Below are 17,073 nucleotides of genomic sequence, written 5' to 3'. Positions count from 1 at the left end.
ACTCTGTTGTAACACAGATAATTCATTTATATAGTAGCACAGGTTGCTTGAAAATGAAATAGAATATCACGAAATATCTAAAAAATATGTTTTTTCGTTTTGTTAGTAATGGTATTTATGGATGTTTTTATATATAGTTTGGTGGGGTTTTATTTTTTAATTAAGGAGACAACAGTTGATAGTGTCATATTTTGAGATGTTTGTTAAATGGTTATGTCATTGGTGGATGAATTATGTGGACATAATAAAAATTACACGAAGAAATGTTTTTTTGAGTGGTTTTTTTTGAAATAACATTTTATATTCGACATGGATATCGTATTTTCTAGTATATTTTCAAGAAAAACATTCGTAGTGAAACTATAAAATAGGATCAACGCTTGTGAAGAATTGATCCTATTTTTGATATGTTTTCTGCTAGTTTAATAGTTTAGTTGCCAATATGGATGGTGTGAATGAGTCTTTTTAGAGTGCCTAATATGCTCATTGCTGCGAGATAACTCGTTTTCGGATTCTCAGGCAGGGGATTGTTTTTTATTGTATACGATGCTTCACCAAAATCTCCTTTGATGTTAACCTGATGAATATTTTTATCGATATGAGGATCAGCAATAATCGTGACGCCTGTTTTGTCCATACCGATACCGGCAAGTGACAAGACTATGGAAACATTAATATTTTTTGGAAATTGCGTGATCGCGTCCGCCGCTTTGCCTTCAAACACAATCACCTCTTCGCTGACTTGCTCATCAATGAGCGTATTTGCTGGTTTTCTCGTCGTTAATGCGACATCTGTTACTGTACCTAAAGCATGTGCATTTTGCAGGAGGTCCAAACCGCCTACTGCGCCTGACGGTAAATGAACCTGGTTACCATATTGCTCTGTGAGTCGGATGATTTTTTCTAGAAACGGCGCATCAGCTAAAGCCCCAATACTAATCAGGACTGCCGGCTTTTTCTGTAATACGGTTGGCAAATGGGCTTTCACTGCCTCAATATTCGCCGCTTCCACCACGATATCAATGTCAGAGTTGATGAAATCGTTCATGTCGGTATACAGGTTGATGGAAAATTGCTCCTCAAGTGATTGATATTTTTCCCGGTTCCGTACAAAGACACTTTTAACTTGTAAATTTGGCGCTTCATTTTGATTAATCTCTTTAAGTAGGAAGTTGGCAATCGCCCCTGCCCCGATAATTCCAATATTCATAGTTGGTCTCCCCCTTATCAATATGACTATCTTTATTGTGGCATAAGGTTGGGGAGATTGGAAGGGTGGTGTGGGGAGGTGCAGGTCGCTGCTTGATCTAGGGCAGGGGCTGCGCCACATAGACCGGATGCCGCGCGACCTAGACCCATTGGTGCGCGAGTTGGAGCGGAGGCGGCGTGAGTTGGGCCATGTACTGCGCGACCTGAGCCAGATGGCGCGCGACCTAGACCGATTGGTGCGCGACTTGAGGCGAAGGCTGCGCGACCGGGAGTGGTTATCGACCGACTGGACAGCTTTTCCACGTCCTTAAAAATAGGTATCACTTATCGACTAGCAATCTCCCTAGTTCAGATAGTTCCTATTCATGCAGAATACTAAAATGAGCCATATTAGTTTATCTATTAATACCTCTAGTTCAGCACCAAAAAATATGATAGAATGATTCATTATTCCATCTGGATAAGGAGAGATTTTTATGGAGGCTAAGCAACTTTGGTCGGACGTATTACAAAGTTTAAAAGAACAACTATCAGCGCCTAGTTATGATACATGGTTAAAGGATACGGAGGCACATGATGTTGAAAATGGTGTTTTTACTGTAACTGCCGCAAATGAGTTTCAGAGGGATTGGCTTAGAGAAAGATATTCAACATTGATTGAGGACACGCTAAAAGATCTGACTGGAGAGGAATGGACGGTTAGTTTTATTGTTAAAGATCGGCTCGACTCTCGTTATTCGCAATATCAAAATAACGAACGTAGCCATTCACTTACTATGACTGACCTTTTATCTAAGATTAAGAGTTTAGAAGCTAGAGTACAAGACTTGGAAGCTAGAATAAATGATGATCACTAATTAAAAAAAACTCGACCTTCATTCTAGTTCGATTCTCTCATTTGGAAAGTCGTTCTTTTTACCGGTTCATGTACACGAATGCGGGCACATAGAAAGAAAGGAAGGAACATAGATTAAATCTTCCTTTAGACAAATCCTCTAGTGTCGAATGATTATAGATATATTTAAAAGGGCATAGTAAAATATGATAGATCAACAATAATTATACCAACATCTTACTAAATTTCAGATATTTTTATTTAAAATGGTATTTATTTAGGAGGATATTACATGTCTGAATTCTGCCCAGTCATGTGGCCGGAAGACCCAACGCCAGCTGAAGAAAAAAACTGCCAGAATTGCGGGCTCTATAAACATGGCTCACGCATGATTTGGGGTGAAGGCAATCCTGATGCAAATGTCATGATTATCCTGGATAATCCAGGCGCGCGTGAGAACCGTGATGGGAACGAATTTGTATGCGGGACAAGACAGACATTACAAAAAGCTGCGCATGAAGTTGACCTCACAATGGATGACCTATATGTCACGTACATTTTAAAACGCAAACCGACGCGAAAATATGATAAAGAGGCAACACGCCAAATTTGTATGCGCCATCTCAATGAACAATTAGCGGAAATGCAGCCTTCGCTTATTTTCTGTATGGGAAATGTATCAGTTCAGTCATTTTTTGAAGATAAAAATGCAGACGTGAAATCATTGCGGGGCCAGTGGCATGACGTGCGCGGCGTACCAACAACAGTCGCCTATCATCCGCTAGCCGTAAGACGCCGGCCGAATTTGTGGAACTATTTTTTGAAGGACTTTCAGTTAGTCGCAGATCGAGTGAAATAATGATTTATTTAAAGTTTCCTATAATCCCTTAAAGAATTCTATAGCCTTTTGTCGAGATCTATAGCCCGTTAATTATTTCTATAGCCTTTCATCCGCAATCTATAGCCCGTTAAATTTTTCTATAGCCTTTCATCCGCACCTATAGCCCGTTAAAAAATTCTATAGCCCTCTCGCATGACCCTATAGAATTTTCGATTTACACTGCTATTTAAAAGCCTGGCACTAACCATGACCAGCCGTTACCTCGCATCGATTGGATAGACTTTCTTTACGCGATTCGAGTAAAATAGGAAGAAAGCATTTATATCGATTTTCCCAAGAATGAGGCGATTAAGATGAGTTCGGTGACACATAAATTAGAAACGCAATCTGTAGTGAAGAGTTTCTTCCAATATTTCCTGCCGACATTGCTCGGTATGATGTTGATGTCGGTCAATATTGTGATCGATGGCATTTTTGTCGGAAACGGTGTGGGATCGGTGGCGCTGGCGAGTGTGAATATTGCGGTGCCGGTGTTTTCGGTGATTATTTCGATTGCCCTGCTGATCGGTATGGGCGGCGGCACGCTTTATTCGATGGCGATGGGACGGAATGATGCACCGAAAGCACGGAAAATTTTTACGTTATCGATGGTGCTGATCACCGTCGTGACCGTTGTCATATCAGGCGTGAGCTATTTCAATATGGAACGGTTGGCGTATGTATTCGGGGCGAACGCGGAGACGCTACCGTATGTCATTGACTACATGCAAATTTTGTTTATTTCCGCGCTTATTTTATCGCTTGAAACGAGTTTGAGTATTTTTGTCAGGAACGATGGCGACCCGCAGCTTGCGATGATTGGGCTCGTCGTGTCAGCTGTTTTGAATATTGGCTTAAATTACGTAATGATTTTCATCCTTGGCCTTGAAGTTAAAGGTGCAGCGATTGCAACCGTGCTCGCCACGTTAATTGGCCTGCTCGTCTACACGCTTCATTTCTTTAAGAAGGGCTCTAATTTAAAACTGGAGAAATTCGCGTGGAATTGGCAAGAGGTTAAGTCGCTAAGCATTATTGGTTTTCCAAGCTTTTTATCGGAAGCCGGCATGGGCATTTTCGTTATCGGCTACAATATCACAGCGGCCTATTACCTTGGCACAGCTGGACTCGCCGCATTTTCAGTGATTAATTACTTGCACGTGTTTATGTTTCTCGCCTTTATCGGCATCGGCTCCACCATTCAACCGCTCGTCAGCTATTATTACGGCGCCCAGCGGGATGATTCGATCAAAAAGACGATCAAGCTTGCTGAGGTAACGGGTCTCAGCCTCGGCGTACTCTTCCTCGCCATCGGCTATTTCGGAGCGGATTATCTCGTCGCTATATTCGGTGTGGAATCAGAGGAGATCGCGGGGCTCGCCGCCAGAGTACTGAAATTATTCTTCCTCGGTTACCTATTTATGGGCATCAACTTTGTTTATATGACCTATTATCAATCCATCGGCCAAGTGAAACCATCCATTTACATTACCGTTTTTCGAGGGTTCGTATTGCTCATTTTGATGCTGCTCGTCTTACCGAAACTCATCGGCGATGCCGGCGTCTGGCTCGCACTCCCAGCCGCCGAAGCACTTGTAGCAATATTCATTCTAGTATTTGCAAGAAAAGGCGTTATGGAAAAAACCTTTTTTGTCGGGAAACAAATGGAATGATTAGCGTCGTGCAAAAGCCGGGCACCTGCTCCGTATAAGGTGACGGCTTTTCTTTTCTGCAAAAAGGCTAGCAACGCGCAGTGGGGGAATAGCTCCTTAAAAGTTTCTATAGCCCTTCATGCAGTTCTATAACCCGTTAAATGTTTCTATAGCCTTTCGTGCAGTTCTATAGCCTCTTAAATATTTCTATAGCCTTTCGTGCAGTTGTATAGCCCGTTAAAATATTCTATAGCCTTTCAGACGATTCTATGACCAATCTGGTAAAATTGAATTTTGTGGAAACTGCTCGAGTGGGGGCGGATGATAGAGTGTGTGGCGCCGGGAGCCGCTCATCTTTAGCTTCATGTTTTTCAATAGATTGTATGTGACTTTACGATTGGGCGCATTAAGGAAAGTACGGATTTCACCGTTTGTTGCGGGTTTCATTTCATTAAGAAGAAAGTAGTCATAAACTGTTTGGATATGAGCATTTCTATCGACGTGTCCGCATTTGATGCAATGCCAATTACGCGCCTGTCTGATCATGGGGTGCTGCCAGCATTTTTCGCATGAGACTCCAGTGATCAGTTGTGCCTGAGTAATATTTCTTTTACGTAAAATATCTTCAAAGCGATGAAAACTTTGCGCTTGAATAAAGTGAAACATTTTATATAACAAGCTAGATGGCGCTGTTTTTCTTGTATTTGATGGAAAAAGTGTATCTAATCTTTCATGTAGAAGGTCGACATGAAGAACTTTCTTTGAGAAGAGTTGATCTTGTTGAGGATTTGAAAGAATAGTCGAAGCATTGCTAATAACGACAAACGTTTCAATCGGCAAGACAGGTAAATCATTTTCAAGAAACCAGCCATTTAAATTTCGCTTTTGCTTTTCTGCTTGAGCAATCGGGCAAGGATAGCGAATTTTTCTGTCTGCCTGTAGTTGAACCAATTGTCGTAATGATGGATCATATACAAGTTCACCTGCCCAGTTTTTGGTTTCTAGAATAACGTGACGTTGATTTGTCAAAATAACAGTATCTAACTGAAAGTCGAAATTTTTATGTTTTAAGCGGATAGCTGAAAGGGCGTGTGCGCTGCTGTGAGGGTAAGTTCGAAGCATATAGTCCAAGTTCTTTTCGCCATAATAACCGGCAGTACGATTGGACAATTCTTGTCGTAAGCGTTTGTCTTTGCGCATGAAAGGCTTGACCTGACGAAAGAGTGCCTCGATACCTAGTAATTTAAAATCTTTAGTGCGTTTTGTTACATTCAATTTTCATCCTCCTTTTGATTCATCTTTATTAAGTCATAAAATTTAGAATAGTGCAAGTTAAATGTTTGTCAAACTTTTCCCTTATGTCTTTGAGTCGATTTGTTCAGAAACTTGATTTATTCTTAAGACAAACGATAACCCAGATGAATACTATTATCATCTGGGTTCTTTAATTTCATAATCTCACCCTATATTCAAAAACTCCAACACGTCTCCAACCGCTTCTTTCCCCTGTCCAATACAATCGGGAATGCCGACACCTTCATAGGAACTGCCGGCCAGATAAACGCCGGGCAACCTATCACTCAATTCACGGCGTACTTTTTCCAATCGTTCAACATGGCCGATCGTGTATTGTGGCATGACATCGCGCCACCGGGTCACCATCGTGAATTCAGGTGCATCTGTTATTCCCATGATTTTTTCCAACTCGGTGCGAACAATACTCACTATCTCTTCATCAGACATATCGACTACTCCCTGATCAGCTGGCTTGCCGACATAGGTCCTCAACAACGCCTTTCCATCCGGGGTCGTTGTTGGCCATTTGCGGTGTGTCCATGTACAAGCGGTCATGCGTAAATCACTATTTCTGGACACCACAAATCCGGTCCCGTCAAGACCTCCTTCAACCGCTGACTCGTCAAAAGCGAGCACAACATTGGCGACGGACGACATCGGCATATCTTCAAACGGCGAAAAGAACGGATACCCCTCAAACACTCTCGGCAAATGGGAATGAGGAATCGTCATCACCACCGCATCCGCATGCAGACTGCCACCATTGCCCAAGCGCAAGTCATAATCGCCCTTGCCCTCGTCCTCGTCCTCTTTCTTAACAACTTTTTCCACACGCGTATTCAGCATGACCGTGTCATCACCAAGCTCGTCAGCAAGCTTTTCCACCAACGTTTCCAAGCCATTTCGCAATGTTAGAAATTGTCCCTTTCGCTTACCCGTGCTAGCTTGACCGGTCGGCAATGTTGCCCTTAATCCTTGAATCACACTGCCATAAGACTGCTCCAACTCATAAAACGCCGGGAACGACGCCATCAAACTCATCTCATCAATATCAGAGGAATAAATCCCTGATAAAAGAGGCTCGACCAGATTCTCAATCAACTCATCACCAAAACGCCTCCGTAAAAAATACCCCAATGACTGGTCGGACAGCGCAGGCCCTTTAGGAACAGTCAACTCCTCTTTTACCCGCTGTTTGCCCGCTTCTGATATTAAATCCGCCCCATCAAGAGCGTCTTCCTTCACTGGGATTCCCATGTAAGAACCCGGTGGAATATTGTATAACCTCTCATTGACCAGCACACGTGCTTGACCTGTACTATTACGAACGAGTTCATCCGCTAATCCGAGTTCCATTACCAAGTTCACTGCTGGCTTTTTACGTTCTAGAAAAGAATCCGGCCCTCTTTCCAGCACGAAATCTTCCCGGCGCACCGTGTTAATTTTCCCACCTAACCGCTCACTTGCCTCAACGAGCTTCACTTCATAAGGCAAACTCGCACGCTTGATTTCTTTTTTCAAATAATAAGCAGCAGTCAAACCAGTTATGCCACCGCCGACAACAACTATATTTTTCATGAATGATCACGTGTCACTTGATCCAGCACCACTTTTGCCAAAGTCTTGATGAAAAGCGGATCAGTGTTCGGCATCTCGGGACGATAATAGCCAGCGCCAAGCTCATCACAAACAACTTTACATTCATAATCATTATCATATAACACTTCTAAATGATCGGAAACGAAGCCAACAGGCGCATACACAAAATTCTGGTAGCCTTTTTGTTCATATAAATCCCGCGTCAAATCTTGCACGTCAGGACCGATCCACGGATCAGGCGTGTTCCCCTCACTTTGCCAGCCAATTTCATAATTTTTAATCCCCGTTTTCTCTGAAATCAACCTCGCCGTTTCAGCAAGCTGGTCTGTGTACGGATCACCATCTTGTAAAATTTTCTTAGGCAAACTGTGCGCTGACACAACCAGAACCGCTTCATCCTGTTCGTCTTTCGTCATTTTTTCGTATTCAGCAAGAATGCTGTCAGACCAGTACTCGATAAACCCTTCCTCATCGTACCAATCTTCAACCGACGTAAGCGCGATGCCATGCTCCTCAGCCGTTTCCTGAGCCCGGCCATTATACGACTTAACACTGAATGTAGAATAATGAGGTGCGAGCACAATCGAAACCGCACGCTTGATTCCCGCTTTTGCCATCAATTCAACCGCATCTTCAATAAAAGGTTCAATATGTTTTAAACCAATATACATTTCAAATTCGTACTTATCTTGGGCTTCATTCAATTTTTCCTCAAGCGCCTTCGCCTGCGCCTCAGTGATCTCGGCAAGCGGCGATATCCCACCAATCGCCTGATAACGCTCAGTTAAATCCTGTAACGCCTCCGGAGACGGCTTCCTCCCATGCCGAATATGCGTATAATAACGCTCAATATCTTCCTCTTTATAAGGCGTCCCATACGCCATCACCAATAATCCAACTTTTTCCTTACTCATTCCCGCACCTCTATTTCAAAAAAATTTTATAAAAATCAATCAATAAACCATACCTTTCACAACTAAATCGAGCCAACGATACATCCTACCCCTAATCCAACGACGGCTAACCCCCATGCTCCATAAAACGCCACAGTGTCAGCCTAACTTAACCACACACGCCGAGCTATCTCTTCGAATACGTATGCACCAAATCCGTCAACCGCTTTAATGTCGAAGGTTTCACGTCTGGCGTCACACCATGCCCTAAGTTAAAGACATGTTTCCCGTCAGCCAACCCTTGATCCAAGATTGCTTTCGTCCGCTTCTCAATTATTTCCCAATCAGCAAGCAGAATGGTCGGATCGAGATTGCCTTGTAATACTTTAGTGACACCGAGTTCTCGTGCTTCCGCGATTGAAGTCCGCCAATCAAGACCAATCACGTCAACGGGCAGGTCATTCCACTCTAATAATAAATGTCTCGCATGGATGCCGAATAAGATAAGTGGCACACCGATTGGTTTTAATGCAGAAAAGATTCGTTCCATCACTGGTTTGATAAAATAGCGATAATCGGATGCATTCAATGCGCCCACCCATGAATCGAAAATTTGAATGGCAGCCGCTCCAGCATCAATTTGAGCCTTCGTATAATCGATGATCATCTCGCCTAATTTATACATTAACTTAAACCAGGCCTCTTGATTCGTGTACATGAACGCTTTTGTTTTACTGTAATTTTTGGACGGTCCTCCTTCAATCATATAACTGGCCAACGTAAACGGGGCCCCACTGAAACCGATTAATGGTACAGTCAACTGCTCTTCTGTTAAGAGTTTGATTGTGTCCAATACATAAGGGATATCTTCTTCCGGATGTAACTCCTTTAATTCTTCAACATCTTTTACTGATGTAATGGGATTATCGATAACAGGGCCAATGCCTGACTTAATCTCAACATCAATCCCCATTGCCGGTAACGGGCTCATAATATCTTTATATAAAATGGCCGCATCATTTTGATAATTTTCCACGGGCAATCTTGTGACATAAGCACAGATTTCAGGATTATGAGTGATCTCGAATAAGGTGTATTTTTTACGGATCTCTAAGTACTCTTTCTGAGAACGCCCGGCCTGGCGCATATACCAGGCTGGTGTATAATCCGTCTGTTCGCCATGATAGGCGCGAATAATCGTATCATTTTTCAAAATCGACATGTTCGTCATCCTTTACAAAATAAGTGTACTCGGAAAATCAGGTAGATAAGTTGGGTATTAACTCGCTCATGGAATATACTAACTTTCCACGGGCTAGGAAGAATTGAACTATATTCTTCTTTCGTGATGAGCCTCCGCGATGTGAGCTACGCTAATTTAGGAGGGGCTCACGTCGCTCTTATTTCGAGGACACTGAAAAAGTCTTCTAAATTATTTCCACACTACATTTCGGCTAATACATCCCCTTTAGCCCTCCTGGATTGGATCCTGAACCTTATTCCAGGTAGTGTACTTGCTTTAGCCTCCCTGGATTTACTCCTGAACCTTATTCCAGGTAGTGTACTTGATTTAGCCTCCCTGGATTTACTCCTGAACCTTATTCCGGGTAGTGTACTTGCTTTAGCCTCCCTGGATTTACTCCTGAACCTTATTCCAGGTAGTGTACTTGATTTAGCCTCCCTGGATTTACTCCTGAACCTTATTCCAGGTAGTGTACTTGATTTAGCCTCCCTGGATTTACTCCTGAACCTTTTTTCAGGTAGTGTACTTGATTTAGCCTCCCTGGATTTACTCCTGAACCTTTTTTCAGGTAGTGTACTTGCTTTAGCCTCCCTGGATTGGCTGCTTATCCATATTCCAGGTAGTGTATTTGTAAAATCCAAAAATCTGTTGGAGATTATACCATAACGTTGAAGCACTTTTTCAATGGCGCCCTTACCTCTCTTAGGAGTCTCACATATTCCATTCGCTAAAATGGGTTTCCCTCTTATATTTTCACACAAAAATCCGAATACCTTAAATTAATAGAAACTCTTATTTCTTAAGTGATGCAAATACTTTTTCAACAGCTTGAATGGTTTTCTCAATATCTTCATCCGTGTGGCTCGTGGATAAAAAGAGACCTTCAAACTGGGATGGTGGTAGAAATACACCGGCTTCGATCATGCCACGATAATAGGCTGCAAACCGCTCGGTATCTGAACTTTGAGCCGTTTCGAAATTAATGACGTCTTGATTGGTAAAGAAAAAACCTATCATAGAACCCGCTCTATTCACTTGAAGAGCGATGTCGTTGTCCTCCGCCGCTTTTTGATAACCTGCAACGAGTCGATCAATCTTTTGATTCATGTGCTCATAATCTTCTTTAGTCAATGCATTTAATGTTTCAAACCCAGCCGCCATGGCTAGAGGATTGCCTGACAACGTCCCGGCTTGATAAATATTCCCGGCCGGGGCAATATGTTCCATAATGTCACGTTTACCACCATATGCCCCAACAGGTAGACCGCCGCCAATCACTTTACCAAGACAAGTGATATCTGGGGTTACGTCGAAATATCCTTGGGCACAGTGATAGCCGACACGGAATCCGGTCATCACTTCATCAAAAATAAGTAACGACCCATGTTTCTCAGTGATTGTTCTTAACTCTTGTAAAAATGAGCCAACAGGAGGCACGACGCCCATATTTCCAGATACCGGTTCAACGATAACTGCGGCAATATTGTCGCCATACTCTTCAAAAGCATACTGAACACTTTCCACATCGTTATATGGCACGGTAATTGTATTGCTTGCGATTCCCTTTGGCACACCCGGACTATCTGGCAGGCCTAACGTCGCCACACCTGACCCGGCTTTAATTAGAAGTGAATCTCCATGACCGTGATAATTTCCTTCAAATTTCAAAATCAAATCTCGTCCCGTGTAGCCTCGAGCAAGTCTTAAGGCACTCATTGTTGCTTCTGTACCCGAGTTGACCATCCGCAACATTTCAATTGACGGGACACGTTCCATCACGAGTTTTGCAAGTTTATTCTCTAAAAGCGATGGGGCTCCGAAACTTGTGCCTTTTTCCGCCACGTCTTTTAATCTATCAATCACACGGTCATCCGCATGACCTAAGATGAGCGGCCCCCAACTAAGGACATAATCGATATACTCATTCCCATCGATATCAGTGATTTTCGATCCTTTACCATGATCCATAAAAATAGGTGACATGCCCACTGATTTAAACGCTCGAACGGGTGAGTTCACACCACCTGGCATTAAATCTACCGCTTCTTTATAAGCATCCATTGATTTTGTAAAGTCCAACCTGATCACTCCATTCCTATGATTTTTGCAGCCAAGTTGCTGCGTCTTTTGCAAAATAAGTCAAAATCAAATCCGCACCCGCACGCTTCATGGCGGTCAATTTTTCCATAACGATTGCTTGTTCGTCAATCCACCCTTGCTGGGCAGCGGCTTTGACCATCGCATATTCACCACTTACGTTATAAGCGACGATAGGAAGATTAAAGTTATCCTTAACCTCCCTCACAATATCCAAATAAGCTAAAGCCGGCTTGACGATAAGAAAGTCAGCTCCTTCATCGACATCTGATTCTGCTTCACGTAGAGCTTCCAAGCGATTGGTTGGGTCCATTTGATACGTTTTCCGGTCACCAAATGACGGGGTACTATCTGCCGCGTCGCGAAATGGCCCGTAAAAAGCAGAAGCATATTTGACGGCATAAGACATGATGGGAATCTGTTCAAAGCCTGCCTCATCTAGTGCTTGCCTGATGACGATGACAAAGCCATCCATCATATTGGATGGTGCAATGATGTCAGCTCCAGCCTTTGCTTGAGACACGGCCGTCTTAGCTAACAGTTCCAGCGACGCATCATTGACGACGTCCTCGTGCTCAATGACACCGCAATGGCCATGTGACGTATATTCACATAAACATGTATCAGCGATTACCAATAAGTCAGGCACTTCCTGTTTAATTAATTTGGTTGCTTCCTGAACAATCCCGTGATCTGAAAATGCGCCTGTTCCTGTCTCATCTTTTTCTTCTGGCACGCCAAATAACATGACCGCCTTAATGCCGAGCTCCATGACCTCTTTCATTTCGTCAGCCAAGTAATCTAAAGACAATTGAAAAACACCAGGCATGGATGGTACTTCGTTTTTTATATTGTCCCCTTCAACGACAAACAAAGGATAAATTAAATCGTCAACCGTCACATGAGTTTCGCGCACCAAAGAGCGCATAGCTGGTGACGTACGTAAGCGTCGATGCCGTTTAAATTGATTATTCAACATAAGATTCACCTCTCTCAATGTCAGTAATATATTCATGCATTTTTTCCATCATCCCTTCCATTGTAAATTCATCTGGGACAAGGATTGTTTGGAATCCGTGACGACGAGCACGTTTTTCCGTCGTCGTGCCAATACAGACAATTGGTGATTGAATTTCGCCCCCGGTTTCCCCAGTTAATTCAACAAAAGCATCCACTGTGGATGGACTCATAAATGTTATAAAATCAAGTGGGTACCTCGCCAACAATTCTTTGAGTTGGGCTTTTGCCTCCCCATTCGTCACCGTATCGTAGACTTTCATACTATCAAACGGTACTTTTTCCATTTGTAAAGCCTCTTCTAAAATCGGACGAGATAATTGTCCTTGCACGAGCAACACTCGACCTGTTGGTTGATATTTTTCTAGAAATTCAGGCGCCATCGTTTTCGCGTCATACCTACTCGGAATAAACTCATCGTGATACCCAAACGCTTGTAGCGCTTGTTTTGTCTTCGGACCGACCACTGCAAAACGGGCGGCGGCCAACCTATCAACTTTACCGGCTTTTTCCACATTCTTAAAAAAGCATCTGACGCCATTCGCACTTGTGAAAACAATCCACTCGTATGCTTCAAGGTGGCCGATAAATTGGTGTTGACAATCAATTTTAATTAACGGCGTGACCACTGCTTGACCGCCGTACTGAGTGATCTGCTGGGCAAATTCACTCGCTTTCGGTTCATTCCGCGTCACCAGAATGCGTTGATTTTTCAATTGAATTGTCATGTTATTGCATCTCCTGTTTGACTTCAGCAATAATATCAAGCGCTCCCCGATCAATTAATACATCCGCCACCTCTTGAGCTAGGGTCATGGGATCCTTGCCTGACGCTTCGTGCTCGACAACTTTTTGTCCTTTTGCATCAATGACCATCCCGTGTAAATAAATGACACCTTCGTCGATATAGGCATATCCTCCAATCGGAGCTTGCTCGCCTTCATCAAAGGAGCTTAGAAAAGCTCTTTCAGTTATGACAGCTTTTTCCGTCGCTTCATCATTTATTTTCATTAACATCCCGCGAACCTCTTCGTCAGCTTCACGACTTTCAATCGCCAGCGCCCCCTGCCCCATCGCCGGAACAAATGTATCAGAGGGTAAACATTCGGCAATAAAATTTTGACCAATCCCTAGTCGATTCAACCCAGCCATCGCCAACACAATCGCGTCAAAATCACCAGCCAACATTTGGTCAATGCGAGAATCGATTGGACCACGAATCCATTTCGTTTGAACATCTGGCCGTTGTCTCATTAGTTGTGCCGCTCGCCTCAAACTACTTGTGCCAATAACAGCCCCTTCAGGTAATTCCATAAGACTCTGACCATCCCGATTTAACAGAGCATCTCGTGGATCCTCTCGAACTGGAATGGACGTGACCTCTAGGCCACCAGGCAACTCGACCGGTATATCTTTTAAACTGTGGACGGCAAAATCAATCCGCTCATCAAGAAGGTCTTTTTCAATTTCCTCAAGAAAAACACCTCCCCCACCTAATTTAGGCAGGGATACATTTAAATTTTTATCACCTTTTGTTTCGATTTCTCTGATATGAATCGGATTTTGGATGCCAGCTTTTTTCAGCTCCGCTAGCACCCATTTCGTTTGGATTAACGCTAATTTGCTTTTACGTGAACCTACGATGAGTTGGCGCACTTTTAGCCTCCTTTATTAATTCGGTCTCTTCGATATACGAGCGGTTTAGGCAGCTTAATTTTGTGGCGGGCATTCAGCTTGATCTAACCGCGTTGATTCGTCTTTGATATGAAGACCAAAAATATCTTTAAAAATCAGCATCTTTTCCCGACCTTCATTGTTTTCGCCTATCTTTTTCGCATGTTTAATGGGCTCTTCTAAAAGTTGATGGATAATACTTTTCGTATGTTTTTCTAATAATTTAATTTCTCTTTCTGTCAAATCAGGCATTTTACGATAAAGACTGTGCAAAATTCCTTCCTGGATCGTTAGTGATTTTTCCCTTAATGCTCTAATTGCTGGTACAGCATCACGCATAGCCACCCAATTACTAAATGCGGATAACTCATATCCAATCTGTGTTTCAATTATAGCGGCTGCTTTGTGCCGTGTTTCCAAGTTTTTGTCCACCACATTCTGTAAATCATCGATATCGTATAAATAGACATGATCCAACTCTTTTGCAGAATGATCGATGTCTCTTGGAACGGCGATATCAATGAGAAATAGTGGGTTTCCTCGTCTTTCCTTTTGAAGAGGCTGCAAGGATTCTTTCGTTAATACCGGTTCATCAGATCCCGTCGAGCTAATTAAAATATCCGCCTCGCGCAGCACATGCAGCAGTTGGCCCATATGAACTGCTGATGCATTGAATGGTTCAGCTACTTTTCTCGCTCTCTCCAGTGTCCGGTTAACCACGGTAATTTGCCTTACACCCGCTCCTTGCAAGTTTCTAAGAGCTAGCTCCCCCATCTCACCAGCTCCTAAAATGACAACATGTTTGTCTTGAATGTTAGTAAAGATTTTTTTCGCTAGTTCTACAGCAACATAACTAATTGAGACAGCTTGCTCACTAATTGCGGTATTTCTATGAGCCTGCTTCGCAAAAGTAATCGCCCTTTTAAACAATTCATTAAAAAGTGTACCGGTCGTCCCATTGCTCTGGGCAGTCAAAAAAGCATCCCTTACCTGCCCGAGAATTTGAGTTTCACCAATCACCATGGAATCCAGTCCGATCACCAGTTTAAATAAATGGTCTACAGCCTCATCATCCACCAAAGACTGAACGTAAGGCACAAATTGATCCTCTGTCACCTTAAACCAATTCATTAAAAAATCGTGAACGGAGTCAATGCCACTATGAATGTCTTCAACCACCGCAAAGATTTCGGTTCGATTGCATGTTGAAACAATTACATTTTCCAGAATAAGATCTTTTGTTTTTAAATTCTGCATAGCCTCCACTACGTCACTTTCAGAGAATGTTAAGATTTCCCTGATCTCTAGAGGCGCGTTCTGATAGTCGAGGCCTACTTTAATAATATGCATGACACATCTACTCCTCTGATTGAAGCTAATTGATAATGGAAATTAACATGATATTAGCTCTCATTTTCATAGTCTAACACATCGGAGCCATATAAATGTGAACGGAGTATGAACAATTACTTAAATTTCGGTTACATCTGATTTTTTATGATATAGTGGGCGTGTAAATACAAAAAATTAAAAGGGAGATGACAATATGGTAGAAGCAGTCGAAACAATGGATGGATGGTACAGTCTGCACGATTTAAGAACGATTGACTGGACCAAATGGAAACAAGCATCAGAAAAAATACAGCAACAAGCGATGGATGATTTACAAAAATTACTTTCTTCATGGGAAATAGTGGAAGAAGAACAAAATGGTAGCCACTGTCTGTATCATATGGTCGGTCAAAAAGCAGACCTCATGTTCATGATTCTCAGACCTACAATGAATGAACTAGCAGCAGCAGAGACTGCCTTAAACAAAACAACCATGGCAGAATTTCTCGTTCCGTCTTACTCACACGTCTCCGTGGTGGAACTTGCAAAATATCGCCCACAAAAAGACGGGGTCGATCCCGAAACATTACCAGAAACGCAAGCACGTTTAAAACCAATATTACCGAAATATGAACATATTTCTTTTTATCCAATGAACCGCAAACGCGAAGGCGACTATAATTGGTACACCTTAGAAAAAGCAGAACGCGGAAAATTACTGTACGAACACAGCTTAACTGGCCGCAAATACGCCGGCAAAGTCAAACAAATCATTACCGGCTCAATCGGATTTGACGACTGGGAGTGGGGAGTCACATTATTTGCCCACGATGTACTCGAACTTAAAAAAATTGTTTACGAAATGCGCTTTGATACCGCCACCTCCCGTTACGGAGAATTCGGGGAGTTTTTCGTCGGTAACCATTTAGCCAAAGGTGACTTAAAAGAATTATTTAATATATAAATCTAACAGAAGCCGCTCGCAGATTTTGTGCGAGTGGCTTTCTTCAGAAATCTAGAGGTGGCGGCTCCGGTCAAAGAGTATGCGGCCTGCATTTCGACGGTCTATGCGTCGTTGATCACGGTTAACCATAATACACTACCTGAATTTGAGGACAGACTACGCTCTAGGGACGATAACCTCAGCAGCCTACCTGGATTTGGGGACGCTCCGCTTTCCAGGGAGGGTATGCGTATTCTTCAAGTGCTATGCGTCTTCACCACGGTCTATGCGTATTAAATCACGGCTATGCTACGTCTTCCCCGGTTTCTATGCGCTATTTTAAAATATTTTTTCTAAAATGGTTTAATTCTATCAAAAACCGGGCATATTAAAAATATGAGTGAGA

The 17,073-nt window shown here is 42.8% G+C and carries 15 protein-coding genes; 4 read left to right on the top strand and 11 right to left on the bottom strand.

Annotation, left to right across the window (positions count from 1 at the left end):
- Positions 1–430 precede the first annotated feature (430 nt).
- Positions 431–1,210, bottom strand: coding sequence for an aspartate dehydrogenase (gene nadX / locus KQI49_RS01380; RefSeq protein ID WP_216486054.1), 780 nt, complete (start codon positions 1,208–1,210; stop codon positions 431–433).
- 475 nt (positions 1,211–1,685) lie between these two features.
- On the opposite strand from nadX, the gene KQI49_RS01375 reads away from it, so the two are divergent.
- The 3 genes from KQI49_RS01375 (at position 1,686) to KQI49_RS01365 (ending at position 4,594) form a co-directional block, all read left to right on the top strand.
- Positions 1,686–2,066, top strand: a complete 381-nt coding sequence (locus KQI49_RS01375) for a DnaA N-terminal domain-containing protein (protein WP_216486052.1) — start codon at positions 1,686–1,688, stop codon at positions 2,064–2,066.
- A 270-nt stretch (positions 2,067–2,336) separates the two neighbouring features.
- Positions 2,337–2,903: a uracil-DNA glycosylase gene (locus tag KQI49_RS01370; protein WP_216486050.1), complete on the top strand. Its 567-nt coding sequence runs from the start codon at positions 2,337–2,339 to the stop codon at positions 2,901–2,903.
- Positions 2,904–3,238: 335 nt separating this feature from the next.
- Complete coding sequence (locus tag KQI49_RS01365; protein WP_216486047.1) at positions 3,239–4,594, top strand: MATE family efflux transporter; 1,356 nt, start codon at positions 3,239–3,241, stop codon at positions 4,592–4,594.
- Between the two features lie 246 nt (positions 4,595–4,840).
- On the opposite strand, the gene KQI49_RS01360 is transcribed toward KQI49_RS01365, so the two are convergent.
- The 10 genes from KQI49_RS01360 to hemA form a co-directional block, all read right to left on the bottom strand.
- Entirely contained in the window at positions 4,841–5,848 is a 1,008-nt protein-coding gene (locus tag KQI49_RS01360; protein WP_216486045.1) for a nuclease-related domain-containing protein, read from the bottom strand.
- Between the two features lie 183 nt (positions 5,849–6,031).
- Entirely contained in the window at positions 6,032–7,447 is a 1,416-nt protein-coding gene (hemY, locus tag KQI49_RS01355; RefSeq protein ID WP_216486043.1) for a protoporphyrinogen oxidase, read from the bottom strand.
- Positions 7,444–8,382 carry a ferrochelatase gene (gene hemH / locus KQI49_RS01350; RefSeq protein WP_216486041.1) on the bottom strand — a complete coding sequence of 313 codons (939 nt, stop codon included), beginning with the start codon at positions 8,380–8,382 and terminating at the stop codon, positions 7,444–7,446. The genes hemY and hemH overlap by 4 nt, the downstream gene beginning before the upstream one ends.
- Positions 8,383–8,548: 166 nt before the next feature.
- Complete coding sequence (gene hemE / locus KQI49_RS01345) at positions 8,549–9,583, bottom strand: uroporphyrinogen decarboxylase (RefSeq protein ID WP_216486039.1); 1,035 nt, start codon at positions 9,581–9,583, stop codon at positions 8,549–8,551.
- Between the two features lie 221 nt (positions 9,584–9,804).
- Positions 9,805–10,365: a hypothetical protein gene (locus KQI49_RS01340; protein WP_216486037.1), complete on the bottom strand. Its 561-nt coding sequence runs from the start codon at positions 10,363–10,365 to the stop codon at positions 9,805–9,807.
- Positions 10,366–10,396: 31 nt separating this feature from the next.
- Complete coding sequence (gene hemL / locus KQI49_RS01335) at positions 10,397–11,665, bottom strand: glutamate-1-semialdehyde 2,1-aminomutase (protein ID WP_216486334.1); 1,269 nt, start codon at positions 11,663–11,665, stop codon at positions 10,397–10,399.
- A 34-nt stretch (positions 11,666–11,699) separates the two neighbouring features.
- The gene (gene hemB / locus KQI49_RS01330; RefSeq protein WP_216486035.1) at positions 11,700–12,680 is read right to left on the bottom strand and encodes a porphobilinogen synthase; all 981 of its coding nucleotides are present in this window, start codon (positions 12,678–12,680) and stop codon (positions 11,700–11,702) included.
- Positions 12,670–13,446 (bottom strand): uroporphyrinogen-III synthase, encoded by a 777-nt coding sequence (locus KQI49_RS01325; RefSeq protein ID WP_216486033.1) that lies wholly within the window; start codon positions 13,444–13,446, stop codon positions 12,670–12,672. Before KQI49_RS01325 ends, hemB begins: the two co-directional genes overlap by 11 nt.
- Before the next feature lies 1 nt (position 13,447).
- Entirely contained in the window at positions 13,448–14,374 is a 927-nt protein-coding gene (hemC, locus tag KQI49_RS01320) for a hydroxymethylbilane synthase (RefSeq protein WP_216486031.1), read from the bottom strand.
- 54 nt (positions 14,375–14,428) lie between these two features.
- Positions 14,429–15,742, bottom strand: coding sequence for a glutamyl-tRNA reductase (gene hemA / locus KQI49_RS01315; protein WP_216486029.1), 1,314 nt, complete (start codon positions 15,740–15,742; stop codon positions 14,429–14,431).
- A gap of 196 nt (positions 15,743–15,938) precedes the next feature.
- Between hemA and hemQ the strand changes: the two genes are divergently transcribed.
- On the top strand, positions 15,939–16,688 hold the full coding sequence (gene hemQ / locus KQI49_RS01310; RefSeq protein WP_216486027.1) for a hydrogen peroxide-dependent heme synthase: 750 nt from the start codon (positions 15,939–15,941) through the stop codon (positions 16,686–16,688).
- The last annotated feature ends 385 nt before the right edge of the window (positions 16,689–17,073 follow it).

The sequence above is a fragment of the Virgibacillus sp. MSJ-26 genome (assembly GCF_018918075.1).
Classification (GTDB): Bacteria; Bacillota; Bacilli; order Bacillales; family Amphibacillaceae; genus MSJ-26.
The sequence above is the reverse complement of the archived record's forward strand: the minus strand, read 5'-3'. Positions and strand labels throughout refer to the sequence as shown.

Coding starts and splice junctions, on each gene's coding strand:
- hemH (WP_216486041.1), bottom strand. CDS start 8,382: ATGAGTAAGGAAAAAGTTGGATTATTGGTGATGGCGTATGGGACGCCT.
- hemE (WP_216486039.1), bottom strand. CDS start 9,583: ATGTCGATTTTGAAAAATGATACGATTATTCGCGCCTATCATGGCGAA.
- hemQ (WP_216486027.1), top strand. CDS start 15,939: ATGGTAGAAGCAGTCGAAACAATGGATGGATGGTACAGTCTGCACGAT.
- hemB (WP_216486035.1), bottom strand. CDS start 12,680: ATGTTGAATAATCAATTTAAACGGCATCGACGCTTACGTACGTCACCA.
- hemA (WP_216486029.1), bottom strand. CDS start 15,742: ATGCATATTATTAAAGTAGGCCTCGACTATCAGAACGCGCCTCTAGAG.
- hemY (WP_216486043.1), bottom strand. CDS start 7,447: ATGAAAAATATAGTTGTTGTCGGCGGTGGCATAACTGGTTTGACTGCT.
- KQI49_RS01370 (WP_216486050.1), top strand. CDS start 2,337: ATGTCTGAATTCTGCCCAGTCATGTGGCCGGAAGACCCAACGCCAGCT.
- KQI49_RS01325 (WP_216486033.1), bottom strand. CDS start 13,446: ATGACAATTCAATTGAAAAATCAACGCATTCTGGTGACGCGGAATGAA.
- KQI49_RS01375 (WP_216486052.1), top strand. CDS start 1,686: ATGGAGGCTAAGCAACTTTGGTCGGACGTATTACAAAGTTTAAAAGAA.
- nadX (WP_216486054.1), bottom strand. CDS start 1,210: ATGAATATTGGAATTATCGGGGCAGGGGCGATTGCCAACTTCCTACTT.
- KQI49_RS01365 (WP_216486047.1), top strand. CDS start 3,239: ATGAGTTCGGTGACACATAAATTAGAAACGCAATCTGTAGTGAAGAGT.
- hemL (WP_216486334.1), bottom strand. CDS start 11,665: ATGGATGCTTATAAAGAAGCGGTAGATTTAATGCCAGGTGGTGTGAAC.